Here is a 26947-nt window from a genome sequence, read left to right on the forward strand (position 1 = left end):
AGGGCCCGAAAGAACACCGCATATACCGATTTTTTCTACACCCCAAACCTTTTCATATTTGTATATCGCGAAATACCGATTTACATTTCGCCCCATCGCGATATACCGCTACACCCCTACGAGCCCGACCATGCCCCTTGATCTCGACGAAATAATAAAAGCCCTCGCCCACCCCGTGCGGCGCGACATCCTCGGCTGGCTGAAAGACCCGCAGCATTGCTTCCCCGACCAGTACCACAGCCTCGACAACGGCGTGTGCGCGGGGCAGATCGACCAGCGCTGCGGCTTGTCGCAGTCCACCGTCTCGGCGCACCTGGCCACCCTGCAACGGGCCGGCCTGATCAGCAGCCAGAAGGTCGGGCAGTGGAACTTCTTCAAGCGCAACGAGGACACCATCCAGGCGTTTCTCGCGCAATTGAGCCACGAGCTCTGACAGCAATCCCCATGCTCCGTAATGGCCCCCACAACCCACTGAGGTTTGAGCAATGACGACTCTGTTTGATCCGATCACCCTCGGCGACCTCGAATTGCCGAACCGCATCATCATGGCCCCGCTGACCCGCTGCCGCGCCGACGAGGGCCGGGTGCCCAACGCCCTGATGGCCGAGTACTACGTACAACGCGCCAGCGCCGGGCTGATCCTCAGCGAGGCGACCTCGATCATGCCCATGGGCGTGGGCTACCCGGATACGCCGGGGATCTGGTCCAACGACCAGGTGCGCGGCTGGACCAACGTGACCAAGGCCGTGCATGCCGCCGGCGGGCGGATCTTCCTGCAACTCTGGCACGTGGGCCGCATCTCCCACCCAAGCTACCTGAACGGCGAACTGCCGGTGGCACCCAGCGCGATCCAGCCCAAGGGGCATGTCAGCCTGGTGCGGCCGATCACCGAATACCCGACGCCACGGGCCCTGGAAACGGCCGAGCTGGAAGATATCGTCGACGCCTACCGTACGGCGGCGGAGAACGCCAAGGCCGCCGGTTTCGACGGCGTCGAGGTGCATGCGGCGAACGGTTACCTGATCGACCAGTTCCTGCAAAGCAGCACCAACCAACGCAGCGATGGCTACGGTGGCTCGCTGGAGAACCGTGCGCGGTTCTTGCTGGAAGTCACCGATGCGGTGATCGAGGTGTGGGGCGCCCAGCGGGTCGGCGTGCACCTGGCGCCGCGCGCCGATGCCCATGACATGGGCGATGCGAATCGGGCAGAAACCTTCACCTATGTCGCCCGGGAGCTGGGCAAGCGCGGTATCGCCTTTATCTGCTCGCGGGAAATGGAAGCCGACGACAGCCTCGGGCCGCAGATCAAGGCAGCGTTTGGCGGGCCGTATATCGTCAACGAACGCTTCGACAAGCAGAGCGCCAATGCGGCACTGGCGGCGGGGAATGCGGATGCGGTGGCGTTCGGCGTTCCGTTCATTGCCAACCCGGATCTGCCGGCGCGGCTGGCGGCGGATGCGCCGCTGAATGAGGCGCGGCCGGAGACCTTCCATGGGAAGGGGCCGGTGGGGTATATCGATTATCCGCGGATGTGATGTCGTTCTTCAGGGCCTCATCGCTGGCAAGCCAGCTCCCACAGGGACCGCGTGCACCGCCGAACCTGTGGGAGCTGGCTTGCCAGCGATAGGGCCCTGAAGGTCACTTAGTTCTTGGCATTGATCTGCTGCTGCAGATTCTGCACCTGGCTTTGCAGGGTGTTGATGTTGCGGGTGACCTGACCGCGGAAGGCATCGAATTCCGCCGTCGAGGCGCCACCACCGGCAGCCGCTACGGGACGATTCTCCTGCTCGCTCTTGAGCACGATCAGGTCCTGCTCCAGGCGCTGGGTCGCCGCCGCCTGGTTCTTCAGTTGGGTATCGATCCTGCTGCCATCCACCTTCGCCGCCTTGAGCGCCGCGACCTCATCGGCCACCGACTTGATCTGCCCGTCGATCTTGCCGCCATCCAGTTGCGCCGCCTTCACCGCAGTCAGCTCCTTGGCCACCGCCGCCAGTTGATTCTGCAATTCGGTCTGCAACGCGGCATTGGCCGCCTGCTGCTGGCTGACCTGGGCCATCGCCGTTTCCAGGCGCTTGCCCAGCTCACCAGCCTGCCCTTCCTGCAGCTTGCCCTGCTCGCCCAGGCTGGCCTGCAACTGGCGCACCTGAAGCTTCAGTGCTTCATTCTCGGTGTTGGCCGACGATTCGCTGGCCGAGACCTTGCCGGAAATCACCTGCAACCGCCCCGCCGCCTCCTCGCTGATGCGCGCGAAGCTTTCCTGGGTCGCCACCAGTTGCTGCTCCATCAGCGAGATCTGCTGGAAGCTCCACCAGGCCACGCCGGCCAGGGCGATGAACGAGGCACCCAGCAAGGCCCACAGTGGCCCGACCATCGGCGCCTTGGCCACACGCTTGCGGGCGCTGCGCGGGTGCGCCGCAGGGGCGAACTCATCGTCATCGCGCTCCACCGCCTGAAGGGTGGGCACATCGTCAAAATCGTCTCGAGCATCGTTGCGCATGGGCAGTTTTCAACCACGGTGATAGCAAAATGGGCGCTAGTATAAACCGCTTCGCGGCGCCCTCATCGACCACGATCAGGGGATCGGGTTCAGTGACCGCCCTGCTGGGCCTGCCACCAGGCGCAGAATTCATCCAGCGCAGCCCAGATGCTGACCTGCGGGCGGTAATCCAGGTAATGCCGGGCACGGCTGATATCCAGGCTGAAATCCTTGCTCATCACCTGCACGCCCAGGCGGCTGAGGGTCGGCTGCGGGCGACCCGGCCAAAGCAGGCAGGCGCCTTCATTCAGTGTAGCGGCGGTGTAGGCCAGCCCGACCGAGCGGTAACGGGTGACCTGGGGCAACTGCATGCGGCGCATCACGTAGTTGACCACGTCCCACACCGGCAACGGATGACCGTTGCTGATGTTGTAGGCCATGCCAAGCGCCTCGGGGCCGGCGTTGATCGCGCTGAGCAGTGCCTCGTTGAGGTTCTGCACGCTGGTGAAGTCGACCTTGTTCAGACCGTTGCCGATGATCGCCAGGCGCTTCTTGCGCTGCATCTGCATCAGCCGCGGGAAGATGCTGACATCGCCAGCCCCGGTGACGAAGCGCGGGCGCAGTGCCAGGACTTCCAGGCCGAACTCCTGGGCGCCGAAGACCTTCTGCTCGGCCAGGTGCTTGGTCGCCGCGTAGTGATCGTAGAAACGCCGCGGCACCTGGTCCTCGGTGATGCCGGTGCGCGAGCGGCCATTGAAGTAGATCGACGGCGAGGACAGATGGACCAGGCGCCGCACATGTTCCTTGAGACAGGCTTCGACGACGTTTTCAGTGACCACCACGTTGCCCTGGTAGAAGTCCTGGTAACGCCCCCAGTTGCCCACGGCACCCGCGCAGTGGACCACGGTGTCGATACCCTGGCACAGGCGCCGGGCCACTTCCGGATCGCCGAGGTCGCCCGGGATGAACTGCGCGCCGCGCCGCACCAGGTGCTCGACGCCCTCGGCACGGCGGCCGTTGACCCGCACCTCCAGGCCCTGCTCCAGGGCGAAACGCGCAAAGCGCCCGCCGATGAAGCCGCTTGCGCCGGTGACCAGAATTCCCATGAACATTCCGCCTTACGATTTTTTTCCTGAGGGTGCAGACGCCGCCGGGGCGTCCCACGGCACCAGCCATTGCCCGGCGCTGCGGCGCAGATGGTCGGTGAGCTGGTTGAGCAACTGCCCGCCGCTGCGCCAGTGATGCCAGTACAAGGGCACATCGATGGGGCGATCGGCGACGATCTCGACCAGCCGCCCGCTGGCCAGTTGCTCGCGGGCCTGCAGTTCGGGCACCAGGCCCCAGCCCAGACCGGCCTCGGTCATGCGCAGGAAGCCTTCGGATGAAGGACACAGATGATGCAGGAAACCGTCGCTGATGCCTAATGAAGCCAGGTAGCGATGCTGCAGGAAATCGTCCGGGCCGAAGACGATGGCGGGGGTGCGGGCCAGGCGCTGCGGCTCGACACCGTCGCCGAAATGCCGGGCCATGAAGGCCGGGCTGGCCAGCGCACGATAGCGCATGGCCCCCAGGAGCACGCTGCGCGCCCCGGCCACCGGGCGTTCGCTGGCGCACAGGCAGCCGGCCACTTCGCCGGCGCGCATGCGCTTGAGGCCGACTTCCTGGTCCTCCACCACCAGGTCGAGGAGTACCTGGGTGTCGGCACAGAAGTCCTTGGCCGCCTCGCCCCACCAGGTCGCCAGGCTGTCGGCATTCAGGGCGATGCGCAGGCGTTCGGGCAGGCCTTCCTCGTCGAGGGCCGGGACCTGGCCTTGCAGGTCGCGTTCGAGCAGGCGCACCTGCTGCACGTGGTTAAGCAGGCGCCGGCCGATTTCGGTGGGGGTCGGCGGAGTGGCGCGCACCAGCACCGGCTGGCCAACCCGGGCCTCGAGGAGTTTGATCCGCTGGGAGATGGCCGATTGCGACAGGCCCAGCAGTTGCGCGGCGCGCTCGAAACCGGCCTGTTCGATGACGGCGGCGAGGGCCGAGAGGAGCTTGTAGTCGAACATCAGATTTCCTAATGCGGGATGAGGTTTATTGGTTTTTCTTATATCCGCAAAGTCTGGAGAATTGCTAGTCATTGCGGGCCTCATCGCTGGCAAGCCAGCTCCCACAGGTATTGCATGCACCGCTGACCCTGTGGGAGCTGGCTTGCCAGCGATGAGGCCCCGGAAAGCACTGAAGATCCGGAGTCATCCCCATGTGGCAAAGCTACCTGAACGGCCTCCTCGTCGCCTTCGGCCTGATCATGGCCATCGGCACCCAGAACGCCTTCGTCCTCGCCCAGAGCCTGCGCCGTGAACATCACCTGCCGGTGGCCGCTTTGTGCGTGTTCTGCGACGCCGTGCTGGTCGCCCTCGGCGTGTTCGGCCTGGCCACCGTGCTGGCGCAGAACCCGACCCTGCTCGCCGTCGCCCGCTGGGGTGGCGCCGTGTTCCTGATCTGGTACGGCAGCAAGGCGCTGATGCGCGCCTGCTCCAGCCAGAGCCTGCAACAGGGCGACGGCCAGGGCCTGCGCTCGCGCCGCGCGGTGCTGCTCAGCGCCCTGGCGGTGACCCTGCTCAACCCTCACGTGTACCTCGACACCGTGCTGCTGATCGGCTCCCTCGGCGCCCAGCAAAGCGTGCCCGGCGCCTACGTGGCCGGGGCCGCCAGTGCCTCGCTGCTGTGGTTCTTCACCCTGGCCCTCGGCGCCGCCTGGCTGGCCCCGTGGCTGGCGCGGCCGAGCACCTGGCGCCTGCTCGACCTCATGGTGGCAGTGATGATGTTCGCCGTGGCGGCGCAGCTGATTTTCACCTGACCGGCCGCTCATCCGACCCCGGCAAAGGCTCTGGAACCTCTTGCCCACACACTTGTTGCGTGGTTTAGCCACAGGCCCGGTGCTATGATCCCGAGTCTGCGCCGCAAAGAGTACAAACTCGCCGGCGCATTTTCCGGCCGCCCGTGATCGGCCTTGCGTTCACCGCACCAGACCTGATTAGGAGAATCCAAATGGCTTTTGAATTGCCGCCGCTGCCTTACGCCCACGATGCCCTGCAGCCGCACATTTCCAAGGAAACCCTGGAATACCACCACGACAAGCACCACAACACCTACGTCGTGAACCTGAACAACCTGGTCCCAGGTACCGAATTCGAAGGCAAGACCCTGGAAGAGATCGTCAAGTCCTCTTCGGGTGGCATCTTCAACAACGCCGCCCAGGTCTGGAACCACACCTTCTACTGGAACTGCCTGGCGCCAAACGCCGGTGGCCAGCCAACCGGCGCCCTGGCGGATGCCATCAACGCTGCGTTTGGCTCCTTCGACAAGTTCAAGGAAGAGTTCACCAAGACTTCCGTCGGCACCTTCGGTTCCGGCTGGGGCTGGCTGGTGAAGAAGGCCGACGGTTCCCTGGCCCTGGCCAGCACCATCGGCGCCGGCTGCCCGCTGACCAGCGGCGACACCCCGCTGCTGACCTGCGACGTCTGGGAACACGCCTACTACATCGACTACCGCAACGTCCGTCCGAAATACGTCGAGGCGTTCTGGAACCTGGTCAACTGGAAGTTCGTCGCCGAGCAGTTCGAAGGCAAGACCTTCACTGCCTGAGCCCCGCGCTCCTGAAGAAACCCGGCCTCGGCCGGGTTTTTTCGTTTTATGAGCCGCAAGCTGCAAGCCATAAGCTGCAAGAAAAAGCGCGAGCGATGCGATCTGCCTTTTCTTATGACTTGAGGCTTAAAGCTTGAAGCTCAGAACGCCGCAAACCTTGCCGAGAACCCAAGGCACGCTAACATCAACTCCTTGGAAATCTTTCGTCGTCCGGTACTCAAGTCCCGCGACAGGTCAACCGATACAGTGCTGAAGGTCCGCCGGGCGAGAGGGACCAGGCCACCGGAAAAGGTAAGAGCCCAGACCTTTCCGTGCAAAGGCCGATAGTGGATTGTCATGGTTGATGGCAAAATGATGCCGCGCGCATGGATTAAGGAACTCCCATTGAAGCTGGAATTCAAGAACAGCTTATCGGTCAAGTTGCTCAGGGTTGTCCTGCTTTCGGCGCTGATCGTCGGAGTAGTGCTCAGCTGTGCGCAGATCGTCTTCGATGCCTACAAGACCCGCCAGGCCGTGGCCAGCGATGCGCAGCGCATCCTCGACATGTTCCGCGACCCGTCGACCCAGGCGGTGTACAGCCTCGACCGGGAAATGGGCATGCAGGTCATCGAGGGCCTGTTCCAGGACCAGGCCGTGCGCATGGCCTCCATCGGTCATCCCAATGAAACCATGCTCGCGGAAAAATCCCGCCCGCTGCAGGACAACCAGACCCGCTGGCTGACCGACCTGATCCTCGGCCAGGAACGCTCCTTCACCACCCAACTGGTCGGCCGTGGCCCGTACAGCGAGTACTACGGCGACCTGAGCATCACCCTGGATACCGCCAGCTACGGCCAGAGCTTTATCTTCAGTTCGGTGATCATCTTCATTTCCGGGGTGCTGCGTGCCCTGGCCATGGGCCTGGTGCTGTACCTGGTCTACCACTGGCTGCTGACCAAGCCACTGTCGCGGATCATCGAACACCTTACCCAGATCAATCCGGACCGCCCCAGCGAGCATCAGTTGCCGTTGCTCAAGGGCCACGAAACCAACGAACTGGGGCTGTGGATCAATACCCACAACCAGTTGCTGGCCTCGATCGAGCGCAATACCCATCTGCGCCACGAGGCGGAAAACAGCCTGTTGCGCATGGCCCAGTACGACTTCCTCACCGGCCTGCCCAACCGCCAGCAGTTGCAGCAGCAACTGGACAAGATCCTGGTCGACGCCGGGCGCCTGCAACGACGGGTCGCGGTGATCTGCGTCGGCCTCGACGACTTCAAGGGCATCAACGAACAGTTCAGTTACCAGGCCGGCGATCAGTTGCTGCTGGCCCTGGCCGACCGTCTGCGTGCCCACAGTGGCCGCCTCGGCGCCCTCGCCCGCCTCGGTGGCGATCAGTTCGCCCTGGTCCAGGCCGATATCGAGCAGCCCTACGAAGCCGCCGAACTGGCGCAGAGCATCCTCGACGACCTGGAAGCCCCCTTCGCCCTCGACCTCCAGGAAATCCGCCTGCGCGCCACCATCGGCATCACCCTGTTCCCGGAGGATGGCGACAGCACCGAGAAACTGCTGCAAAAGGCCGAGCAGACCATGACCCTGGCCAAGTCCCGCTCGCGCAACCGCTACCAGTTCTACATCGCCAGCGTCGACAGCGAGATGCGCCGCCGCCGCGAACTGGAAAAGGACCTGCGCGAAGCCTTGTCGCGCAACCAGCTGTACCTGGTCTACCAACCGCAGATCAGCTACCGCGACCAGCGCGTGGTCGGGGTCGAGGCGCTGCTGCGCTGGCAGCATCCGGAACTGGGCATGGTCCCGCCGGACCAGTTCATCCCCCTGGCCGAGCAGAACGGCAATATCGTGGTGATCGGCGAATGGGTGCTCGACCAGGCCTGCCGCCAGTTGCGCGAATGGCACGACCAGGGCTTCACCGAGCTGCGCATGGCGGTCAACCTGTCCACCGTGCAACTGCACCACAGCGAACTGCCGCGAGTGGTCAACAATCTGCTCCAGGTCTACCGCCTGCCGCCACGCAGCCTGGAACTGGAAGTCACCGAGACCGGCCTGATGGAAGACATCAGCACCGCCGCCCAGCACCTGCTGAGCCTGCGCCGCTCCGGCGCGCTGATCGCCATCGACGACTTCGGTACCGGCTACTCGTCCCTGAGCTACCTGAAATCCCTGCCGCTGGACAAGATCAAGATCGACAAGAGCTTCGTCCAGGACCTGCTGGAGGACGACGACGATGCGACCATCGTCCGCGCCATCATCCAGCTCGGCAAAAGCCTCGGCATGCAGGTCATCGCCGAGGGCGTGGAAACCGCGGAACAGGAGGCCTACATCGTTGCCCAGGGCTGCCACGAGGGCCAGGGCTACCACTACAGCAAGCCGCTGCCGGCCCGTGAACTCACGGCCTTCCTCAAGCAGGCGCAGCGTACCCAGGCCTCGATACTCTGAGACGACGTCGTGCTTGTCCGGGTGCGACAGCCCCGGAATATTTGCGTGATGGCCTCTTTACATAAAATGCAAATCTTTCGCATTATGTCGCAGCTTTTTTTCGCGTGCGGCCTTCTGCACGTCTGTTCAACCCTCCGATGCAGGAATTCGCCATGATTCGTATGCCTCTGGCCACCGCCAGTCTGTTGGCCATTGCCATCTCCCTCGCCGGTTGCGGCGAAGGCAAGGACAAGGCCACCGCGCCGCAAGCCCAGGCCCCTGCCGCTGCCGCCACCCCGGCTGCTCCAGCCGCCGCCGGCGCGGTCGACGAGGCTGCTGCCCAGGCCGTGGTCAAGCACTACGCCGAGATCGTCTACGCCGTGTACAGCGACTCGCTGAGCACCGCGAAAACCCTGCAGACCGCCATCGACGCGTTCCTCGCCAATCCGAACGACGACACCCTGAAAGCCGCCAAGGCTGCCTGGGCCGCCTCGCGCGTTCCGTACCTGCAGAGCGAGGCGTTCCGCTTCGGCAACACCATCATCGACGACTGGGAAGGTCAGGTGAACGCCTGGCCGCTGGACGAAGGCCTGATCGACTACGTCGACAAGAGCTACGAGCATGCCCTGGGCAACCCGGCGGCCAGCGCCAACATCATCGCCAACACCGAGATCCAGGTCGGCGAAGACAAGGTCGACGTGAAGGACATCACCCCCGAGAAACTGGCCACCCTGAACGAGCTGGGCGGTTCCGAGGCGAACGTCGCCACCGGCTACCACGCCATCGAGTTCCTGCTCTGGGGCCAGGACCTGAACGGCACCGGCCCGGGCGCCGGCAACCGTCCGGCTTCGGACTACCTGGAAGGCCAGGGCGCTACCGGCGGCCACAACGACCGTCGTCGTGCCTACCTGAAAGCGGTGACCGACCTGCTGGTCAGCGACCTGGAAGAAATGGTCAAGAACTGGGCGCCGAACGTCACCGACAACTATCGCGCCAGCCTGGAGGCCGAGCCGGTTGCCAACGGCCTGCGCAAGATGCTGTTCGGCATGGGCAGCCTGTCGCTGGGTGAACTGGCGGGCGAGCGCATGAAGGTTTCCCTGGAAGCCAACTCGCCGGAAGACGAGCATGACTGCTTCAGCGACAACACCCACTACTCGCACTTCTACGACGCCAAGGGCATCCGCAACGTCTACCTGGGCGAGTACACCCGTGTCGACGGCAGCAAGATGACCGGCCCGAGCCTGTCGTCGCTGGTGGCCAAGGTCGATCCGGCTGCGGACAAGACCCTGCAAGACGATCTGGCCGCTACCGAAGCCAAGATCCAGGTCATCGTCGACCACGCCCTGAAAGGCGAGCACTACGACCAGCTGATCGCTGCCGACAACACCGCCGGCAACCAGATCGTGCGTGACGCCATCGCTTCGCTGGTCAAGCAGACCGGCGCGATCGAACAGGCTGCCGGCAAGCTGGGCATCACCGACCTGAACCCGGATACCGCCGATCACGAATTCTGATTCGGTGCGGGATTAGTCAGAGGCGGCCTTCGGGTCGCCTTTTTTTTGAGCTGCAAGCTTCAAGCTGCAAGTCATAAGAAAAAGCCGCGGCGCCACGGACTGCTCTTTCTTGCAGCTTGAAGCTTGCAGCTCCCCCAACAACGATTTCATCCAGCAAACGCAAATCCCTCTTATTCACTCCGCCCGCTCCTGTTAAGCTTGCGGGCTGTTTTTTCGAACACCGTCCGGGATCGTCCATGCCCTCGCTGCTTCGCCTTTGTCTGCCCCTGCTGCTGGCCTTGCCCCTGGCCGCCTGCGACGAAGCCCCGCGCTTCACCCAGGCCGAGCCGGGTGAAGCCCGTGCCGGTGGCGATACCACGGTGAACCGCGGCGACCGCGGGGCCTACCAGATGCCCTCGGCCAACCTGACCCCGGCCCGGCGCCTGGACTTCAACGTCGGCAACAGCTTCTTCCGCAATCCCTGGGTCATCGCCCCGTCGACCACCACCGCCCGCGACGGCCTCGGCCCGCTGTTCAATACCAACGCCTGCCAGAACTGCCATATCCGCGACGGCCGCGGCCATCCGCCGGAGCCCGGCGACAGCAACGCGGTGTCGATGCTGGTACGCCTGTCGATCCCCAACCAGCCGGAGTACGTCAAGGTCATCGAGCGCCTGGGTATCGTCCCCGAGCCGGTCTACGGCGGTCAGTTGCAGGACATGGCGATCCCCGGTGTGGCCCCGGAAGGCAAGGTGCGGGTCGACTACGAGCCGCAGACCGTGACCTTCAAGGACGGCACCCAGGTCGAACTGCGCAAGCCGAAACTGGACATCACCCAGCTCGGCTATGGCCCGATGCACCCGGACACCCGTTTTTCGGCGCGCATCGCCCCGCCGATGATCGGCCTCGGCCTGCTCGAAGCCATTCCCGAAGAAGCGATCCTGGCCAACGCCGACCCGGACGACCGCAACGGCGACGGCATCCGTGGCCGCCCGAACCGGGTGTGGGACGACGCCAAGGGCGAAACCGTGCTCGGCCGCTTCGGCTGGAAGGCCGGGCAACCCAACCTCAATCAGCAGAACGTCCACGCCCTCTCCGGCGACATGGGCCTGACCACCACCCTGCGGCCCATGGACGATTGCACCCCGGCCCAGGTCGATTGCCTTGCCGCGCCCAACGGCAATGGCACCAATGGCGAACAGGAGGTCAGCGACAACATCCTCCGCCTGATCCTCTACTACACCCGCAACCTGGCCGTGCCGGCACGCAAGGACGTCGACTCGCCGCAGGTCCTGGCGGGGAAGAACCTGTTCTACCAGGCCGGCTGCCAGGGCTGCCACACGCCCACGTTCGTGACCTCGGCCAAGGCCGCCGAGCCGGAACTGGCCAACCAGACCATCTGGCCCTACAGCGACCTGCTCCTGCACGACATGGGCCCGGGCCTGGCCGACCAGCGCAGCGAATTCGCCGCCAGCGGCCAGGACTGGCGCACCCCGCCGCTGTGGGGCATCGGCAAGAACCAGGTGGTCAGCGGCCACACCCAATTCCTTCACGATGGCCGGGCCCGCAACCTGCTCGAAGCCGTGCTCTGGCACGGCGGCGAGGCAGAGGCGGCGCGCCAGCGTGTGTTGTCCTTCGACGCCGGCCAGCGCGACGCGCTGCTGGCCTTCCTGAATTCACTCTGAGAGAGGAACCGGACACATGTTCCGTCCCAAGCTGTTGTTCACCAGCCTCGCCGCCCTTGCCCTGGGCGCCTGCTCGCCGCAAGACCCGCAGGCGGTGACCTCCGCCGCCATCGCCAAGCAGGTGATCATGCCGACCTACAGCCGCTGGGTCGAAGCCGACCGCCAGTTGGCCGTCAGCGCCCTGGCCTATTGCGAAGGCAAGGCCAGCCTGGAAACCGCCCGCGCCGACTACCTGCATGCGCAGAAGGCCTGGGCCGAACTGCAACCGCTGCTGATCGGCCCGCTGGCCGAGGGCAACCGGGCCTGGCAGGTGCAGTTCTGGCCGGACAAGAAGAACCTGGTCGGCCGTCAGGTCGAAGCCCTGGTCGGTGGCGACAAGCCGGTGGACGCAGCCACCGTGGCCAAGTCCAGCGTGGTCGTGCGCGGCCTGTCCGCCTACGAATACATCCTCTTCGACAGCAAGCCGGACGCCGCCAACCCTGAGCAGAAGGCGCGCTACTGTCCGCTGCTGGTGGCCATCGCCGACTACCAGAAGACCATGGCCGAAGACATCCTCAAGGGCTGGAACAGCACCGACGGCATGCTCGCGCAGATGACCAAGTTCCCCAACCAGCGCTACGCCGATTCCCACGAGGCCATCGCCGACTTGCTGCGCGCCCAGGTCACCGCCCTGGACACCCTGAAGAAGAAGCTCGGCACCCCGATGGGCCGCATGAGCAAGGGCATTCCGCAGCCGCTGCAGGCCGAAGCCTGGCGCAGCCAGTCGTCGCTGAAGAGCATCGCCGCCAGCCTGGCCGCTGCCCAGACCGTCTGGGTCGGTGTCGACAACCAGGGCGTGCGTGGCCTGCTGGGCAAGGACCAGAAGGCCCTGGCCGACAAGATCGACGCCGCCTACGCCGACGCGATGCAGAAGCTGGAAAGCACCCCGCGCACCCTCGACGAGTTGCTCCAGGACGAGGCCGGGCGCCAGCAGCTCAACGCCATCTACGACAGCCTGAACGTGGTGCATCGCCTGCACGAAGGCGAGTTGGCCAAGGCGCTGAACATCCAGCTCGGCTTCAATGCCAACGACGGTGACTGATCATGTTGCGACGCCAGGCCCTGAAACTCGGTAGCGTTCTGCTCAGCGCCCTGACCCTGGGCGGCTGGACCCTGCTGCGGCGAAAGGATCAGCCGCCCCTCCTGCTGTCGGCCCGTGATGACGGGGACGGCCAGCATTACGCGGTCGGCTATCGCCTGGACGGCACCCAGGTGTTCGCCACCCGGGTGGCCCAGCGTTGCCACGACATCATCAATCACCCCGAGTTGCCCATCGCCCTGTTCGTCGCCCGTCGCCCGGGCACCGAAAGCTACCTGGTCGACCTGCGCGACGGGCGCTTGCTGCAGACCATCGTGTCGCAACCCGATCGCCACTTCTATGGTCACGCCGTGATCCACAAGAGCGGGGAATGGCTGTACGCCACCGAGAACGACACCACCGACCCGGGACGTGGCGTGCTCGGCGTGTACCGCTTCGAAGACGAGCGCCTGGTACACACGGGCGAAATCTCTACCCATGGCGTCGGCCCGCACCAGGTCAGCTGGCTGCCCGACGGGGAAACCCTGGTGGTGGCCAACGGCGGTATCCGTACCGAAGCGGAAAGCCGGGTGGAAATGAACCTGAACGCCATGGAGCCAAGCCTGGTGCTGATGCACCGCGACGGCAGCCTGATCAGCAAGGAAACCCTCGGTCAGCAGATGAACAGCGTGCGTCACCTGGCCATCGCCAGTGATGGCACCGTGGTCGCCTGCCAGCAGTTCATGGGCGATGCCCACGAAACCGCCGAGTTGCTGGCGATCAAGCGTCCAGGCCAGCCGTTCGAGGCCTTCCCGGTGCCGGAGCACCAGTTGCAATCCATGGCCCAGTACACCGCCAGCGTCGCCGTGCACAGCGAGCTGCGCCTGGTGGCGATGACCGCGCCGCGGGCCAACCGCCTGTTCATCTGGAACCTCGACGACGCCAGCATCCGCCTCGATGCGCCGATGCCGGATTGCGCCGGCGTGGGCGCCGTGGCCGATGGCTTTGTGGTCACCTCCGGGCAGGGCCGCTGCCGTCTGTACGACTGCCGTCAGGAGACGCTGGTCGGCCAGCCGCTGCAACTGCCGTCGGGACTGTGGGACAACCACCTGCACCTCATCTGAAGACTTGTCGCCGGGCGAAGGGCAACGGACTAGACTTCGCCAACATCTATCCAGGGAAATGGACCTATGCTGCGCCGTCGCATGCTGATCATGTTGGGCATCGTGCTGTTGATCGTGTTGATCCTGGGAGGCTACAAGGCCTTCTCGATCTACAAGCAGATCCAGATGTTCACCGCACCGAAACCCGCCCTCGCCGTGGCGGCCACCGAGGCGCGGGAACTCGCCTGGCAAAGCCGCCTGCCGGCGGTGGGCAGCCTCAAGGCGCTGCAAGGCGTCGACCTGAGCCTGGAAACCGATGGCACGGTGACCAAGCTGATGTTCGAATCGGGGCAGAAGGTCAAGCAGGGCCAGCCGTTGCTGGAACTGGACCAGAAAGCCGAGACCGCCCTGCTCGGCACCGCCCAGGCCGATCTCAAGCTGGCGGAAGTGGACTTCGGTCGTGGTAGCCAACTGGTCGGCAGCCAGGCCATCTCCAAGGGCGAATTCGATCGCCTCACCTCGCAGTTCCGCCGTAACAAGGCGGTGGTCGAGCAGCTCAAGGCCTCCCTCGACAAGAAGAGCATCGCCGCTCCGTTCAGCGGCACCATCGGCATCCGCCAGGTGGATGTCGGCGAGTACCTGCCCAGCGGCACGGTGATCGCCACCCTGCAGGATCTCAGCAGCCTGTATGTCGACTTCTCGATCCCGGAACAGAGCCTGCCCAAGGTCGGCATAGGCCAGGAAGCGCTGATCGACGTCGCCGCCTTCCCCGGCCAGACCTTCTCCGCCCGGGTCAGCGCGATCAACCCCAAGGTCGAGGACGCCACCCGCAACGTGCTGGTCCGCGCCACCCTGGCCAACCCCGACGGCAAGCTGCTGCCGGGGATGTTCGCCAACGTCCAGGTGCTGCTGCCCAACCCGCGCAACGAAGTGGTGGTGCCGCAGAGCGCGGTGACCTACACCCTCTACGGCAACTCGGTGTATGTCGCAGTGCCGAAAAAAGCCGAGAACGGCGAGGAGGAGAAAGACGCCCTGATGGCCGAACGCCGCTTCGTCACCACCGGCGAGCACCGTGACGGCCTGGTAGTGGTCAGCAAGGGGCTGAAGGCCGGCGAACAGGTGGTCACCGCCGGGCAGCTCAAGCTGACCCAGGGCGCGCACATCACCGTCAGCCCGGACAAGACCCTCAAGGATCAACCGAACAGCCAGCCTGGCGCCAACTGACAAGGAGGCACCATGGCATTTACCGATCCGTTCATCCGCCGTCCGGTGCTGGCCAGCGTGGTCAGCCTGCTGATCGTCCTGCTCGGCTTCCAGGCCTGGAGCAAGCTGCCGATCCGCCAGTACCCGCAGATGGAAAACGCCCTGATCACGGTGACCACCGCCTACCCCGGGGCGAACGCCGAAACCATCCAGGGCTACATCACCCAGCCGATGCAACAGAGCCTGGCCAGTGCCGAGGGCATCGACTACATGACCTCGGTGAGCCGGCAGAACTTCTCGGTGATCTCGATCTACGCACGTATCGGCGCGGACAGCGACCGGCTGTTCACCGAGTTGCTGGCCAAGGCCAACGAGGTCAAGAACAAACTGCCCCAGGATGCCGAAGACCCGGTGCTGAGCAAGGAGGCCGCCGACGCCTCGGCCCTGATGTACATCAGCTTCTACAGCAGCGAGCTGAGCAACCCGCAGATCACCGACTACCTGTCACGGGTCATCCAGCCGAAGCTGGCGACCCTGCCGGGCATGGCCGAGGCGGAAATCCTCGGCAACCAGCTGTTCGCCATGCGCCTGTGGCTCGACCCGGTGCGCCTGGCCGGCTACGGCCTCAGCGCCAGCGACGTAACCGATGCAGTGCGCCGCTACAACTTCCTCTCCGCCGCCGGCGAGGTGAAGGGCGAGTACGTGGTCACCAGCATCAACGCCAATACCGAACTGAAATCCGCCGAGGCCTTCGCCGCCATCCCGCTGAAGACCAGCGGCAACAGCCGGGTGCTGCTCGGCGACGTGGCGCGGGTCGAGATGGGCGCAGAGAACTACGACACGGTCAGTTCCTTCGATGGCACGCCGTCGGTGTACATCGGCATCAAGGCCACGCCCGGGGCCAACCCGCTGGATGTGATCAAGGAAGTGCGCAAGCTGATGCCGGAGCTGGAGGCGCAGTTGCCGCCCAACCTCAAGGCGTCCATCGCCTATGACGCGACCCTGTTCATCCAGGCCTCCATCGACGAGGTGGTGAAGACCCTGGTCGAGGCGGTGTTGATCGTGATCGTCGTAGTGTTCCTGTTCCTCGGCGCGTTCCGCTCGGTGCTGATCCCGGTGATCACCATCCCGCTGTCGATGATCGGCGTGCTGTTCTTCATGCAGTTGATGGGCTATTCGCTGAACCTGCTGACCCTGCTGGCGATGGTTCTGGCCATCGGCCTGGTGGTGGACGACGCCATCGTCGTGGTGGAGAACATCCACCGGCATATCGAGGAGGGCAAGACGCCGCATGAGGCAGCGCTGGAAGGTGCGCGGGAAATCGCCATGCCGGTGGTCTCGATGACCATCACCCTGGCCGCGGTGTACGCCCCGATCGGCTTCCTCGAGGGGCTGACCGGGGCGCTGTTCAAGGAGTTCGCCCTGACCCTGGCCGGGGCGGTGATCATCTCCGGGATCGTCGCCCTGACCCTGTCGCCGATGATGTGCGCCAAGCTGCTGCGTCACGAGGAAAACCCCAGCGGCTTCGCCCACCGTCTCGACCAGCTCTTCGAACGGCTCAAGCTGCGCTACCGGAAGCTGCTGCACGCCACCCTCGATACCCGTCCGGTGGTGATCGTCTTCGGCGTGATCGTGCTGTGCCTGATTCCGCTGTTCGTCAAGTTCAGCACCTCGGAACTGGCGCCGAACGAGGACCAGGGCATCATCTTCATGATGGCCACCGCGCCGCAGCCGGCCAACCTCGATTACCTGAACGCCTACACCGACGAATTCACCGCGCTGTTCAAGGAGTTCCCGGAGTACTACTCGTCATTCCAGATCAACGGTTTCAACGGCGTGCAATCCGGGATCGGCGGCTTCCTGCTCAAGCCCTGGGGCGACCGCACGCGCACCCAGATGGAGCTGCTGCCGGAGGTGCAGCACAAGCTCGACGGCATCGCCGGCCTGCAGATCTTCGGCTTCAACCTACCGTCGCTGCCGGGCACCGGCGAAGGTCTGCCGTTCGCCTTCGTGATCAACACGCCGAACGACTACGAGTCGCTGCTGGACGTGGCCCAACGGGTCAAGGAACGCGCCGAGAAATCCGGCAAGTTCGCCTTCCTCGATATCGACCTGGCCTTCGACAAGCCGGAAGTGGTGGTGGACATCGACCGGGCCAAGGCGGCGCAGATGGGCGTGTCCATGGATGTGCTCGGCAGCACCCTGGCGACCTTGCTCGGTGAGGCGGAAATCAACCGCTTCACCATCGACGGGCGCAGCTACAAGGTGATCGCCCAGGTCGAGCGGGCTTACCGCGACAACCCCGACTGGCTGAACAACTACTACGTGAAGAACCAGGACGGGCAGATGCTGCCGCTGTCGACCCTGATCACCGTCAGCGACCGCGCCCGTCCACGCCAGCTCAACCAGTTCCAGCAGCTCAACTCGGCGATCATCTCGGGCGTTCCGCTGGTGAGCATGGGCGAAGCCTTGCAGGAGGTGCGCAACATCGCCCAGGAAGAAGCGCCGGCCGGGTTCGCCTTCGACTACGCCAGCGCGGCCAGGCAGTACGTGCAGGAGGGCAGCGCGCTGTGGGTCACGTTTGGCCTGGCCCTGGCGATCATCTTCCTGGTGCTGGCGGCGCAGTTCGAGAGCTTCCGCGACCCGCTGGTGATCCTGGTGACGGTGCCGATGTCGATCTGCGGGGCGCTGATCCCGCTGTTCCTCGGGTTATCGAGCCTGAACATCTACACCCAGGTGGGGCTGGTGACGCTGATCGGGCTGATCAGCAAGCACGGGATCCTTATCGTCGAGTTCGCCAACCAGTTGCGCGAGCACAAGGGGCTGTCGGTACGGGAGGCGATCGAGGAAGCGGCGGCGATCCGCCTGCGGCCGGTGCTGATGACCACGGCAGCGATGGTGTTCGGCATGGTGCCGTTGATCATCGCGACGGGCGCCGGGGCGGTCAGCCGGTTCGATATCGGCACGGTGATCGCCACGGGGATGTCGGTGGGAACGCTGTTTACCCTGTTCGTGCTGCCATGCGTGTATACGTTGCTGGCGAAGAAGGATGAACCGCGTACGGTCGAGCAGACTGTGTAAACAATGAGGGCCTCATCGCCGGCAACGCCGGCGATGAGGCCCTCCTGGTTGAAGCAGCCCTTCAGCCCTGGGCGCGAAGCCCCTGGCTCATACCAAACAGAAACAGCAGCAGATCATGGTCGGGCTGTACCTGGACCTGCGGTTTCGCCGTGCGCGGCAGCGGACAGTGCGTGGAGGCACTGATCACTCCGGGACGCGGCTGCTCCCAGGCGGCCACCGCTGCGGTTGCGGTGGCCAGGGCAGCCAGGAGAAACAAACTTCGAGCTATTTCTAGTTTCATCACTCTAAACCTTTGACTGCGCTGCCAAACGCCGTACGGTAAAAGTAGAGCAGCTTTTCCCAGTCAGCATCGCTGAACGACGAATGGCGGCGCAATTGGCGCAGGTCATTGGCAGCCGCCTTATGCTTGCTGATGCGCCGCCGGCATTTCTCCAGGTCGAGCAATGCAACCTCGGCACGGGCCGCGTCACCTTCGCCCACCACCTTGACGAAGACATGCTTGGCATACAGGCAGCCATGCTGCCAGTGCCCCAGGTGCATGCGCGCGAGGTTGCGCGCCAGGTCTTCAAGGATGCGATCATGCAGGGCTTCGCCGTGGCGCTCGCGGCCACCTGCGGCATACCAGTTGTCGATCTCCTCGAAACCGTCCAGTGCCTCGCTGACCAGCAGCGCCCGCCACTGACGATCGGCATCACGCTCGACCCCGCAGTACACGATATGCGGGACCCGCACCCCCAGTTGTTCGAAACTGTGCAGTGCCTCGTACTCGCGCAACACCGTAGGGCGACCGAAAGGATGCAACAGGCTGCGATAGATGTGCCCGACCTGGCGCTTGGCATAGAGCATGTGGCCCCGCTCGTCGCGCAGGCGCTGCACACCGCTCTCGCCCCCGCGGCGCTGGTTGGGCGCTTCCACCCATTCACCCTGCTGCTGCCAGAAGTGCTTGAATCGGTCAGTACCGGAGGCCCGGCCCGCGTCTGTCACATCCATAGTCTTCAACCCTTTCGCAATACATAAACTCGCCACATGGCGTAGAACGGCAGAAAGTCCATTCGTTCCTGGATGCGGAAACCTGCCGCCTTGAATTCTGCTTCGACCGTAGCCGCTGGTAACACGAAGCGGTTCTGGTAACCCCCGGTTTCGCCCCGGGCAATCCGCTGCGCTTCGAGCTTTTTCCGGCGCCAGGCCTTGAGATTGCCATCGACCCACAGCGACAGAATCACGCTATCACGCGTAACCCTTTGAAATTCTTTTAGAATTTGCATCCTGTGAGGCGCTTCACCGATATGGTGGAACAGGCGCATGCAGAAAATGCTGTCGACGGCGTTATCAGGCAAGTCGATGTCGAACGCAGAAGTCTGCAAGGGGCGTACCCGTTTCACGATATCCGCCGGCTGCGAGCGACAGGCTGTCTCCAGCATGGCGGCTGAGTTGTCGGCGCCGATGATCACGCGGTTGTGCTTTTCCGCCAACATCGGCCAGAAGCGGCCCGCGCCACACGGCAGATCGAGGACCAGGCCGGGGTCGCCTGCCAGGGTCAGTGCACGCCGGGCCAGTTGCTCGTCGCGCTGGTGGGACAGGCGCCGGGCCAGGCTGGCCTGGTGCTTCTCGAAGTACTCCTGGGCGTGCTGGCGGTCGTACTTGTCGGAAAACTCGAGTTTGGTCTGAGTGGACATGGAACATCTCCTGACTTCAATGAGCGCCACGTTACGGGTGGCGACGTTGCCGTCAGGTCATGTCGTTGTGAAAAAAACGTCAGATAAAACCACAGGTTTTACAAAGTATTACACCGGGCGCCGTCAGCCTCAGGCGTCCGGCGCCATCCCCTTGTCGCCCAGGCTGACGTGGAAACGGCAGCCATGGGGTTGGGTTTCGCTGAGCGTGACCACCCAGCCCTGGTCGTCACAGATGCGCTGCACCAGCGACAGGCCAAGCCCCAGCCCCTCCCCGCGCTTCTCCCCTCCGCGCACGAACGGCTGGAACATCGCCTCGCGCTGCTCAACGGGAATGCCCACGCCGCTGTCCTCGACGGTAAAGCTGTCGGCCTCGAGGGTCAGGCGGATAAAGCCTTCATCGGTATAGTGGGCAGCATTGCGCAGCAGATTGCCCATCACCGAATGCAGGAAGGTCGCGTTGTACAGGGTCGGTGACTGCTCGTTGACCACCAGGGTCAGCTTCAGGCCCTTCTGCTCGATGGTGTCGCGCCAAACACCCAGCAGTTCGTCACTCACCTCCTTGAGGGTGGTGCGTGACGCCACGGCGCCTTCATCGCGCTGGGCCCGGGCCAGCATCAGGAAGGTCTTGACCAGTTCCTGCATCTCTTCGGTAGCACGGGCAATGCGCTCCACCTGGGCACGGGCGCGGCCTTCGATACCCGGGTATTCCATCAGCAACTCGCAGGAACTGGCGAGCACCATCAAGGGCGTGCGCAACTCATGACTGACGTCGCTGGTGAACAGACGTTCGCGAGTCAGCGCGTCGCGCAGGCGGCCCAGGGTGGCATCGAAGGCCACCGCCAACTGGCCCACCTCGTCCGCGGCGTAATCCGGCGCCAGCGGCGGGGCCAGGCCGAGCAACTGGTCGCGATGACGAACCTGCCGGGCCAGGCGGATGACCGGTGCCATCACCCGCCGCGCCAGGATCCAGCCGAGGAACACCGCCAGCGCCAGGCTGAGCACGAAGCCCACCACCACCACAGCGAACAGCACCCGCTCGCGTTCTTCGAAATCGCTCTGGTCCTGCAACAGCACATAGCGCCGGCCATCCACCACTTCGACCATGGCGTGGTACGACAGATGCTCGCGGAATACCTCGTGGAAGCCGGGGTTGAGGTGACGCAGATCCGACGGCAAGGCAAAGTCATCGCGCCCGCCGCTGTAGTAGAACAACTGGTCCGGCCGTGGCCGGTGGCTCCACTCGCTGACACTGTCCATCAGCAGCAGGCGTTGCAGATCGCCACCGAGCACCGAGGAAATCAGGCGTTCTTCCACCAGATGCACGGTGGCGACGATCCCGAAGGCGAACGCCCCGGCCACCAGCGCGCTCATCAGGGCAAAGGCGATGATGATCCGCTGGGCGAGGCTCTGCTTAAACTCCATCGCGGCCCTCGGCCAGGCGATAACCGACGCCATGCACGGTGTGCAGCAGCGGTTTGTCGAAGGGCTTGTCGATCACCTGGCGCAACTGGTGAACGTGGCTGCGCAGGCTATCGCTGTCCGGGCAGTCGTCGCCCCACAAGGCGTCTTCCAGCACCTCGCGACGCAGGACATGCGGGCTTTTCTGCATCAGCACGGCGAGCAGCTTGAGGCCGACCGGGTTGAGCTTGAGGTGACGGCCCTGGCGGGTGACTTCGAGGGTATCGAGGTCGTAGCTCAGATCGCCGACCTGCAGGCTGCGGCGTCCGCCGCCCTGGGCCCGGCGCAGCACCGCTTCGATGCGGGCGGCCAGTTCGGACAAGGCGAACGGCTTGAGCAGGTAATCGTCGGCCCCTGAACGGAAACCCTGGAGACGGTCGTCAAGCTGGTCGCGGGCGGTCAGCATGATCACCGGAGTATCGCGGCGGGCGTCCTCGCGCAGGCGCTTGCACAGGGTATAGCCGTCGATTCCGGGCAGCATGATGTCGAGGACGATCAGATCGTAGTGTTCGGTGGCGGCCAGGTGCAGGCCGGACAGTCCATCCTGGGCACAATCCACGGTATAGCCCTTGAGCCCCAGGTAATCGGCCAGGTTGGCCAGGATATCGCGGTTGTCTTCAACCAGTAGAATGCGCATGGCGTCCCTCTTGATGTTCGGCTGATGGCCTTCAGGTGGCGCTCTGAAGCGGCCTGAGTCCTGCTTGCCCGGAACTGCACCGGGCAGGTTAAACGGTTATGTCAATTGGAGCGGCCTGCATCGCTGACTCTCCCGGCTCCATGACATGAGATTTCGCTTGGGGGAAAATCGACGTCCGGCGGGTGTGGGGATCCTCCACCGTGATTCCCCAACGCCGTTGACCCTTCTCGGCACAGTGATATTGCAGCGCTTTGATCCGTCGAGCATAGCGCCGGACGATGGCGTCGTAACGGACATGTGTGTGGACATTGTCGAAAGAGGCGTCGCAAACGGTACGTCCAGCCATAGGGTAGAGAATGGTTGAACAGATCAGGTCGGCGATTTGCAGGCAAGCATGGTTATCGCTGATACCAAATACCGCGACCTCTTCGATCGAGGGATAAGCGTCCCCTCCCCGCCCCAGTTTGTGCTTCTGGGTAAAGATCGAATGAGCCACGTAACGGTTGCGTACCGGGTCCCGAAAGTCGGCAATGATCATGCCCCGAGACTCCTGGTCAATCAGGAAGTGCTGGAAGCGCTTGGCAATGTTCTGCGCGGTGATGGTATAGATGGACCGATCTTCCAGCGCCTGCTTGTACTGCTTCACCCATACCCGGGCTACCAGCTTGATGCCGTGGGCCTTGCAGATGCCCAGGACACCATCGATGAACTTGAAATGGTGCTCCACCAGAGCGTGGTTTGCGGGATGTTTGCGGATGTCGCTGCGCAGGTCCGAACCTTTGATCTCCTTGAGCAGCACATTCAGGGCATGACGCTCTTTCTGGAACAGTCCGGGGTAGAAACGGCGCTTGAGACAGATGAACTCGTCCGTAATCCTGCTGATACGCTGGGCATCTACAAAGAGCCCTGCGACGACCAGCATCGGCTGCTTGTTATCGACACCGCTCAGGATAGGTTGCGAATCACCAGACTCGTCGATATAGCAGATGTGCATCAACGACCCCCGGAAATAGAACAGCCACCTTGAAGGTGGCTGTGGTCTGCTTTCGCAGTATCTTGCGCCGGACTTAACCGACACGAGGTCAACCGTTCGACGGTTGTGGCGGCCATGATGAGCAGGGGCAATCTGCTTGTCAACCCTGGTAACCCTGGCATCCACTGGGCTGCGGTAGTGGATATGTATCCTGTTGTCACCTGACGTTTTTTTCACGACGGATTCACGAACGGCCCATGTGTCGAGGCGGAGAATCGCCGGTCGACTCCATCCCGTCAGGATCGCCCATGCCCGCCATCAACGACTTCCGTCCGTCGCGCCCGCTCAATCCCTGGATTGTACTGGGCATTCCCCTGTTAACCGCTGTGATCCTGATCCTTCTGGAAATGACCGACCTGGACATGATCCTGGCCAACCAGTTCTTCGACCACAGCGCCGGCCAGTTCATCGGTCGGCACAGCTATTTCCTGGAAAACATCCTGCATGACCGGGCCAAGCAGGTGGTGATCGGCTTCAGTGTGCTGGCAATCATCGGCTTTGTAGCCAGCTTTACCCTGCAACGCCTGAAACCGATCCGCCGGGAGCTGGGTTGCCTGGTGCTGAGCCTGGGCCTGGCCACTGCATTCGTTACTCCACTCAAGGCGGTCACCGCAGTCCAGTGTCCGTGGAGCTTGAGCGAGTTCGGTGGCAAGGAAACCTACAGCAAGCTGCTGGAAGCCCGGCCGCAGACCGACAAGCCCGGACGCTGCTGGCCCGGTGGGCACGCGGCTACCGGCTTTACCCTGTTTGCGCTGTTCTTCGTGCTGCGGGATCGGCGTCCGCGCATGGCCAGGGCCGCGCTGGTGTTCGCCTTCGCGCTGGGCACGGTGTTCTCGGTCGGGCGCATGTTGCAAGGCGCGCACTTCTTCTCGCACAACGTGTGGACGGCGGTGTTCTGCTGGCTGATCGGACTGGGGTGCTATTACCTGGTGCTGTATCGCCGGAAGGCGCCGGTGGTGAGTGCCGAAGCCGGTAAAGTAGCCCAGGCTGGATAAGCAACGCGGACCCTGTGGGAGCTGGCTTGCCAGCGATGAGGCCGGCAAGCACAAAAGGGTTGTCAGATCCGGCCAGATCGCTGGCAAGCCAGCTCCCACAGGGTATTGAGCCAGCCCATGACACCTGGGCTTGTCCCCAACAGAACCTCAGCCTGCCACTGAAGCCAAGCCCCACAGGGGACCACTTTGCTTTCCGACAGGCATAAAAAAGCCCCGCATCTAGCGGGGCTCTTTTATGCAGCAGGGTAAGGCTGGATTACATCATGCCGCCCATGCCACCCATGCCGCCCATGTCTGGCATGCCGCCGCCAGCTGGCTTGTCTTCCGGCAGGTCGGCAACCATGGCTTCGGTAGTGATCATCAGACCACCGATCGAAGCAGCAGCTTGCAGAGCCGAACGAGTCACCTTGGCAGGGTCCAGGATGCCCATTTCGATCATGTCGCCGTACTCGCCGGTAGCAGCGTTGTAACCGTAGTTGCCGGAACCGTTCTTGACCTTGTCGACCACTACGCTTGGCTCGTCGCCGGCGTTGGCAACGATCTGGCGCAGTGGCGCTTCGACAGCGCGACGCAGCAGGGCAATACCGACGTTCTGGTCTTCGTTGTCGCCTTTCAGGTCGGCGATCGCTTGCAGCGAACGAACCAGGGCAACACCACCGCCAGGCACCACGCCTTCTTCGACGGCTGCACGGGTAGCGTGCAGGGCGTCTTCAACGCGGGCTTTCTTCTCTTTCATTTCAACTTCGGTGCCGGCACCGACCTTGATCACGGCAACACCGCCAGCCAGCTTGGCCAGACGCTCTTGCAGTTTTTCACGGTCGTAGTCGGAGGAAGTTTCTTCGATCTGGGCACGGATCTGCTTGACGCGTGCTTCGATGTCGGACTCGGCGCCAGCACCGTCGATGATGGTGGTGTTTTCCTTGGACAGGGTCACGCGCTTGGCGTTGCCCAGGTGCTCCAGGGTAGCGGCTTCCAGGCTCAGGCCGATTTCTTCGGAGATCACGGTACCGCCGGTCAGGACGGCGATGTCCTGCAGCATGGCCTTGCGGCGGTCGCCGAAGCCAGGTGCCTTGACCGCAGCAACCTTGACGATGCCGCGCATGTTGTTGACGACCAGAGTCGCCAGCGCTTCACCTTCAACGTCTTCAGCCACGATCAGCAGCGGACGGCCGGACTTGGCAACGGCTTCCAGGACTGGCAGCAGTTCGCGGATGTTGGAGATCTTCTTGTCGACCAGCAGCAGCAGCGGGCCTTCCAGCTCGGCAACCATGGTGTCCGGCTTGTTGACGAAGTAAGGGGACAGGTAACCGCGGTCGAACTGCATGCCTTCTACGACGGACAGTTCGTTTTCCAGGCCCGAGCCTTCTTCGACGGTGATCACGCCTTCTTTACCGACTTTTTCCATGGCTTCGGCAATGATGTCGCCGATGGAGTTGTCGGAGTTGGCGGAGATGGTGCCTACCTGAGCGATTGCCTTGGAGTCGGCGCATGGCTTGGACAGGGCTTTCAGTTCCTTGACGATGGCGATGGTCGCCTTGTCGATGCCGCGCTTCAGGTCCATCGGGTTCATGCCGGCGGCAACCGATTTCAGACCTTCGCTGACGATGGCCTGGGCCAGGACGGTAGCGGTGGTGGTGCCGTCACCGGCTTCGTCGTTGGCCTTGGAGGCAACGTCTTTCAGCAGCTGGGCGCCCATGTTCTCGAAGGCGTCTTTGAGTTCGATCTCTTTGGCGACGGAAACGCCGTCCTTGGTGATGGTCGGAGCGCCGAAGCTCTTGGCCAGGACCACGTTGCGGCCTTTCGGGCCCAGGGTCGCTTTTACCGCGTCAGCCAGTACGTTGACACCAACGAGCATTTTCTTGCGGGCGGAATCGCCGAATTTTACGTCTTTAGCAGCCATGATCGTTTAATCCTTGAATACTTTGGAGTAACGGGAAACCAGCGGAATCAAGCTTCGACAACGGCGAGGATTTCGTTCTCGCTCATTACCAGCAGGTCTTCGCCGTCAACTTTCACAGTGTTGCTGCCCGAGTAAGGGCCGAAAACCACTTTGTCACCCACTTTCACGGCCAGCGCACGCACTTCACCGTTGTCCAGGATGCGACCGGTGCCAACGGCGACGACTTCGCCACGGTTTGGCTTTTCAGCAGCCGAGCCTGGCAGAACGATACCGCCAGCGGTTTTCGATTCTTCTTCGCTGCGGCGGATAACGACGCGGTCATGCAGAGGACGAAGCTTCATTGTCGATCTCTCCTGATTGTGGTTTTCATCGGCCGGTTTCGTTACCGGCGGGTGGATGCTTCCGGCGTTGCCGGTCGTGGCTCGCCAGGCGGGCCACATCTGTTCATGTCTGGTGCGGATGCCCAGAAACCTTGCGGTGACCCATACATAGGGGCGGCCAAGGGGATTACAAGGCTCGCAAATGAATTTTTTTGCAATGAAAGGGCTGGAATGAAAAACGGCCCTCGCAAGGGCCGTTTTTCAGGAGCGGATCCGGATCAGGAATCGCGGTGCTCGTACTCACCTTCGATCACATTCGGCTGCCGTGGATTGCGCCCTTGGGCACCCGGCTGGCTGTTCATGTACTCATCGGCAAACGCCCGCTGGCGCATGGCCTGGGCCTCGGCGCGCTCGCGCAGCTTGCGCCCGAGCAGGCGACGGACGAACGGCAGCAGCAGGAGCAGGCCGAACACATCGCTGATAAAGCCCGGGATCAGCAGCAGGCCGCCACCCAGCGCCAGCATCAGGCCGTGGAACATGTCCTCGGCGGGCATTTCGCCGCGCTGCAGGCTGTCACGGGTACGCAGCGCCGTGGCCAGACCGGCGACCCGCACCACCAGGATACCCAGGGCGGAGCCGGCGAAGATCAGCAGCAGCGCCGGGAAGAAGCCGATGGAGCTGCTCACCTTGAAAAAGACGTACAGCTCCAGGATCGGGAAAGCGAGAAACAACAGTAGAAAAGCACGCATCGAGGTTTCCTCAGCGGAAGACATCTTCCAATAGACCCC

General features: G+C 63.5%; 25 protein-coding genes. 12 read left to right on the plus strand and 13 right to left on the minus strand.

What is annotated here, in order from left to right; all coding sequences use genetic code 11:
• Positions 1 to 130: 130 nt before the first annotated feature.
• Together AC2CQI_RS15200 and AC2CQI_RS15205 are read left to right on the plus strand one after the other, a co-directional pair.
• Positions 131 to 433 carry an ArsR/SmtB family transcription factor gene (locus AC2CQI_RS15200; protein WP_075806488.1) on the plus strand — a complete coding sequence of 101 codons (303 nt, stop codon included), beginning with the start codon at positions 131 to 133 and terminating at the stop codon, positions 431 to 433.
• 52 nt (positions 434 to 485) lie between these two features.
• Positions 486 to 1535 carry an alkene reductase gene (locus AC2CQI_RS15205; RefSeq protein WP_484577199.1) on the plus strand — a complete coding sequence of 350 codons (1050 nt, stop codon included), beginning with the start codon at positions 486 to 488 and terminating at the stop codon, positions 1533 to 1535.
• 107 nt (positions 1536 to 1642) lie between these two features.
• Here AC2CQI_RS15205 and AC2CQI_RS15210 read toward each other — a convergent pair whose 3' ends face one another.
• From AC2CQI_RS15210 to AC2CQI_RS15220, 3 genes are all read right to left on the minus strand, one after another.
• The gene (locus AC2CQI_RS15210; RefSeq protein ID WP_484577200.1) at positions 1643 to 2497 is read right to left on the minus strand and encodes an ATPase; all 855 of its coding nucleotides are present in this window, start codon (positions 2495 to 2497) and stop codon (positions 1643 to 1645) included.
• 89 nt (positions 2498 to 2586) lie between these two features.
• Complete coding sequence (locus AC2CQI_RS15215; protein WP_484577201.1) at positions 2587 to 3582, minus strand: NAD-dependent epimerase/dehydratase family protein; 996 nt, start codon at positions 3580 to 3582, stop codon at positions 2587 to 2589.
• Positions 3583 to 3594: 12 nt separating this feature from the next.
• Positions 3595 to 4524: a LysR family transcriptional regulator ArgP gene (locus AC2CQI_RS15220; RefSeq protein ID WP_484577202.1), complete on the minus strand. Its 930-nt coding sequence runs from the start codon at positions 4522 to 4524 to the stop codon at positions 3595 to 3597.
• A gap of 191 nt (positions 4525 to 4715) precedes the next feature.
• Here AC2CQI_RS15220 and AC2CQI_RS15225 point away from each other — a divergent pair, with 191 nt between their 5' ends.
• The 4 genes from AC2CQI_RS15225 to AC2CQI_RS15240 all read left to right on the plus strand — a co-directional run bounded on the left by AC2CQI_RS15225 (position 4716) and on the right by AC2CQI_RS15240 (position 10032).
• The gene (locus AC2CQI_RS15225) at positions 4716 to 5315 is read left to right on the plus strand and encodes a LysE/ArgO family amino acid transporter (protein ID WP_075806483.1); all 600 of its coding nucleotides are present in this window, start codon (positions 4716 to 4718) and stop codon (positions 5313 to 5315) included.
• 191 nt (positions 5316 to 5506) lie between these two features.
• Complete coding sequence (locus AC2CQI_RS15230) at positions 5507 to 6103, plus strand: superoxide dismutase (protein WP_075806482.1); 597 nt, start codon at positions 5507 to 5509, stop codon at positions 6101 to 6103.
• Positions 6104 to 6457: 354 nt separating this feature from the next.
• Entirely contained in the window at positions 6458 to 8539 is a 2082-nt protein-coding gene (locus AC2CQI_RS15235; protein ID WP_372239149.1) for a putative bifunctional diguanylate cyclase/phosphodiesterase, read from the plus strand.
• A gap of 152 nt (positions 8540 to 8691) precedes the next feature.
• Complete coding sequence (locus AC2CQI_RS15240) at positions 8692 to 10032, plus strand: imelysin family protein (protein WP_075806480.1); 1341 nt, start codon at positions 8692 to 8694, stop codon at positions 10030 to 10032.
• A 16-nt stretch (positions 10033 to 10048) separates the two neighbouring features.
• Here the strand turns inward: AC2CQI_RS15240 and AC2CQI_RS15245 are convergent, their stop codons facing one another.
• Positions 10049 to 10270 carry a hypothetical protein gene (locus AC2CQI_RS15245; protein WP_484577203.1) on the minus strand — a complete coding sequence of 74 codons (222 nt, stop codon included), beginning with the start codon at positions 10268 to 10270 and terminating at the stop codon, positions 10049 to 10051.
• Between AC2CQI_RS15245 and AC2CQI_RS15250 the strand changes: the two genes are divergently transcribed.
• The 5 genes from AC2CQI_RS15250 to AC2CQI_RS15270 all read left to right on the plus strand — a co-directional run bounded on the left by AC2CQI_RS15250 (position 10269) and on the right by AC2CQI_RS15270 (position 18140).
• On the plus strand, positions 10269 to 11696 hold the full coding sequence (locus tag AC2CQI_RS15250; RefSeq protein WP_484577204.1) for a di-heme oxidoreductase family protein: 1428 nt from the start codon (positions 10269 to 10271) through the stop codon (positions 11694 to 11696). The two genes, AC2CQI_RS15245 and AC2CQI_RS15250, sit on opposite strands and share 2 nt — an antisense overlap.
• A gap of 16 nt (positions 11697 to 11712) precedes the next feature.
• A complete protein-coding gene (locus AC2CQI_RS15255) occupies positions 11713 to 12777 on the plus strand; it encodes an imelysin family protein (RefSeq protein ID WP_075806478.1) in 1065 nt (354 codons plus the stop codon).
• 2 nt (positions 12778 to 12779) lie between these two features.
• Positions 12780 to 13877: a DUF1513 domain-containing protein gene (locus AC2CQI_RS15260; protein WP_484577205.1), complete on the plus strand. Its 1098-nt coding sequence runs from the start codon at positions 12780 to 12782 to the stop codon at positions 13875 to 13877.
• A 66-nt stretch (positions 13878 to 13943) separates the two neighbouring features.
• Positions 13944 to 15080: an efflux RND transporter periplasmic adaptor subunit gene (locus AC2CQI_RS15265; protein WP_075806476.1), complete on the plus strand. Its 1137-nt coding sequence runs from the start codon at positions 13944 to 13946 to the stop codon at positions 15078 to 15080.
• A 12-nt stretch (positions 15081 to 15092) separates the two neighbouring features.
• Positions 15093 to 18140: a multidrug efflux RND transporter permease subunit gene (locus tag AC2CQI_RS15270; protein WP_484577206.1), complete on the plus strand. Its 3048-nt coding sequence runs from the start codon at positions 15093 to 15095 to the stop codon at positions 18138 to 18140.
• A 61-nt stretch (positions 18141 to 18201) separates the two neighbouring features.
• On the opposite strand, the gene AC2CQI_RS15275 is transcribed toward AC2CQI_RS15270, so the two are convergent.
• The 6 genes from AC2CQI_RS15275 to AC2CQI_RS15300 form a co-directional block, all read right to left on the minus strand.
• A complete protein-coding gene (locus tag AC2CQI_RS15275; protein WP_075806474.1) occupies positions 18202 to 18420 on the minus strand; it encodes a hypothetical protein in 219 nt (72 codons plus the stop codon).
• Positions 18420 to 19130: a lipopolysaccharide kinase InaA family protein gene (locus AC2CQI_RS15280; RefSeq protein WP_484577207.1), complete on the minus strand. Its 711-nt coding sequence runs from the start codon at positions 19128 to 19130 to the stop codon at positions 18420 to 18422. The genes AC2CQI_RS15275 and AC2CQI_RS15280 overlap by 1 nt, the downstream gene beginning before the upstream one ends.
• A 5-nt stretch (positions 19131 to 19135) precedes the next feature.
• Entirely contained in the window at positions 19136 to 19816 is a 681-nt protein-coding gene (locus tag AC2CQI_RS15285; RefSeq protein ID WP_075806472.1) for a class I SAM-dependent methyltransferase, read from the minus strand.
• 129 nt (positions 19817 to 19945) lie between these two features.
• The gene (locus AC2CQI_RS15290; protein WP_075806471.1) at positions 19946 to 21238 is read right to left on the minus strand and encodes a sensor histidine kinase; all 1293 of its coding nucleotides are present in this window, start codon (positions 21236 to 21238) and stop codon (positions 19946 to 19948) included.
• On the minus strand, positions 21228 to 21911 hold the full coding sequence (colR, locus tag AC2CQI_RS15295) for a two-component system response regulator ColR (protein WP_075806470.1): 684 nt from the start codon (positions 21909 to 21911) through the stop codon (positions 21228 to 21230). The genes AC2CQI_RS15290 and colR overlap by 11 nt, the downstream gene beginning before the upstream one ends.
• Positions 21912 to 21999: 88 nt before the next feature.
• Entirely contained in the window at positions 22000 to 22905 is a 906-nt protein-coding gene (locus tag AC2CQI_RS15300; protein WP_484577208.1) for a DUF3800 domain-containing protein, read from the minus strand.
• 287 nt (positions 22906 to 23192) lie between these two features.
• Between AC2CQI_RS15300 and AC2CQI_RS15305 the strand changes: the two genes are divergently transcribed.
• A complete protein-coding gene (locus tag AC2CQI_RS15305) occupies positions 23193 to 23939 on the plus strand; it encodes a phosphatase PAP2 family protein (RefSeq protein ID WP_075806469.1) in 747 nt (248 codons plus the stop codon).
• A gap of 256 nt (positions 23940 to 24195) precedes the next feature.
• On the opposite strand, the gene groL is transcribed toward AC2CQI_RS15305, so the two are convergent.
• The 3 genes from groL to AC2CQI_RS15320 all read right to left on the minus strand — a co-directional run bounded on the left by groL (position 24196) and on the right by AC2CQI_RS15320 (position 26908).
• Positions 24196 to 25839 carry a chaperonin GroEL gene (gene groL, locus AC2CQI_RS15310; protein WP_075806468.1) on the minus strand — a complete coding sequence of 548 codons (1644 nt, stop codon included), beginning with the start codon at positions 25837 to 25839 and terminating at the stop codon, positions 24196 to 24198.
• 47 nt (positions 25840 to 25886) lie between these two features.
• Entirely contained in the window at positions 25887 to 26180 is a 294-nt protein-coding gene (locus tag AC2CQI_RS15315; protein WP_075806467.1) for a co-chaperone GroES, read from the minus strand.
• A 257-nt stretch (positions 26181 to 26437) separates the two neighbouring features.
• The gene (locus tag AC2CQI_RS15320; protein ID WP_484577209.1) at positions 26438 to 26908 is read right to left on the minus strand and encodes an FxsA family protein; all 471 of its coding nucleotides are present in this window, start codon (positions 26906 to 26908) and stop codon (positions 26438 to 26440) included.
• Positions 26909 to 26947: the final 39 nt, after the last annotated feature.

The sequence above is a fragment of the Pseudomonas sp. P2S-1 genome (assembly GCF_057197725.1).

Bases quoted from the DNA above. Each gene is read 5' to 3' on its own strand.
- AC2CQI_RS15260 (WP_484577205.1), top strand. From the start codon at position 12,780: ATGTTGCGACGCCAGGCCCTGAAACTCGGTAGCGTTCTGCTCAGCGCC.
- colR (WP_075806470.1), bottom strand. From the start codon at position 21,911: ATGCGCATTCTACTGGTTGAAGACAACCGCGATATCCTGGCCAACCTG.
- AC2CQI_RS15210 (WP_484577200.1), bottom strand. From the start codon at position 2,497: ATGCGCAACGATGCTCGAGACGATTTTGACGATGTGCCCACCCTTCAG.
- AC2CQI_RS15315 (WP_075806467.1), bottom strand. From the start codon at position 26,180: ATGAAGCTTCGTCCTCTGCATGACCGCGTCGTTATCCGCCGCAGCGAA.
- AC2CQI_RS15225 (WP_075806483.1), top strand. From the start codon at position 4,716: ATGTGGCAAAGCTACCTGAACGGCCTCCTCGTCGCCTTCGGCCTGATC.
- AC2CQI_RS15320 (WP_484577209.1), bottom strand. From the start codon at position 26,908: ATGCGTGCTTTTCTACTGTTGTTTCTCGCTTTCCCGATCCTGGAGCTG.
- AC2CQI_RS15265 (WP_075806476.1), top strand. From the start codon at position 13,944: ATGCTGCGCCGTCGCATGCTGATCATGTTGGGCATCGTGCTGTTGATC.
- AC2CQI_RS15220 (WP_484577202.1), bottom strand. From the start codon at position 4,524: ATGTTCGACTACAAGCTCCTCTCGGCCCTCGCCGCCGTCATCGAACAG.
- AC2CQI_RS15275 (WP_075806474.1), bottom strand. From the start codon at position 18,420: ATGAAACTAGAAATAGCTCGAAGTTTGTTTCTCCTGGCTGCCCTGGCC.
- AC2CQI_RS15230 (WP_075806482.1), top strand. From the start codon at position 5,507: ATGGCTTTTGAATTGCCGCCGCTGCCTTACGCCCACGATGCCCTGCAG.
- AC2CQI_RS15205 (WP_484577199.1), top strand. From the start codon at position 486: ATGACGACTCTGTTTGATCCGATCACCCTCGGCGACCTCGAATTGCCG.
- AC2CQI_RS15300 (WP_484577208.1), bottom strand. From the start codon at position 22,905: ATGCACATCTGCTATATCGACGAGTCTGGTGATTCGCAACCTATCCTG.
- AC2CQI_RS15270 (WP_484577206.1), top strand. From the start codon at position 15,093: ATGGCATTTACCGATCCGTTCATCCGCCGTCCGGTGCTGGCCAGCGTG.
- AC2CQI_RS15240 (WP_075806480.1), top strand. From the start codon at position 8,692: ATGATTCGTATGCCTCTGGCCACCGCCAGTCTGTTGGCCATTGCCATC.
- AC2CQI_RS15285 (WP_075806472.1), bottom strand. From the start codon at position 19,816: ATGTCCACTCAGACCAAACTCGAGTTTTCCGACAAGTACGACCGCCAG.
- AC2CQI_RS15290 (WP_075806471.1), bottom strand. From the start codon at position 21,238: ATGGAGTTTAAGCAGAGCCTCGCCCAGCGGATCATCATCGCCTTTGCC.
- AC2CQI_RS15200 (WP_075806488.1), top strand. From the start codon at position 131: ATGCCCCTTGATCTCGACGAAATAATAAAAGCCCTCGCCCACCCCGTG.
- AC2CQI_RS15235 (WP_372239149.1), top strand. From the start codon at position 6,458: ATGCCGCGCGCATGGATTAAGGAACTCCCATTGAAGCTGGAATTCAAG.
- AC2CQI_RS15255 (WP_075806478.1), top strand. From the start codon at position 11,713: ATGTTCCGTCCCAAGCTGTTGTTCACCAGCCTCGCCGCCCTTGCCCTG.
- AC2CQI_RS15245 (WP_484577203.1), bottom strand. From the start codon at position 10,270: ATGGACGATCCCGGACGGTGTTCGAAAAAACAGCCCGCAAGCTTAACA.
- AC2CQI_RS15250 (WP_484577204.1), top strand. From the start codon at position 10,269: ATGCCCTCGCTGCTTCGCCTTTGTCTGCCCCTGCTGCTGGCCTTGCCC.
- AC2CQI_RS15215 (WP_484577201.1), bottom strand. From the start codon at position 3,582: ATGGGAATTCTGGTCACCGGCGCAAGCGGCTTCATCGGCGGGCGCTTT.
- AC2CQI_RS15280 (WP_484577207.1), bottom strand. From the start codon at position 19,130: ATGGATGTGACAGACGCGGGCCGGGCCTCCGGTACTGACCGATTCAAG.
- AC2CQI_RS15305 (WP_075806469.1), top strand. From the start codon at position 23,193: ATGCCCGCCATCAACGACTTCCGTCCGTCGCGCCCGCTCAATCCCTGG.
- groL (WP_075806468.1), bottom strand. From the start codon at position 25,839: ATGGCTGCTAAAGACGTAAAATTCGGCGATTCCGCCCGCAAGAAAATG.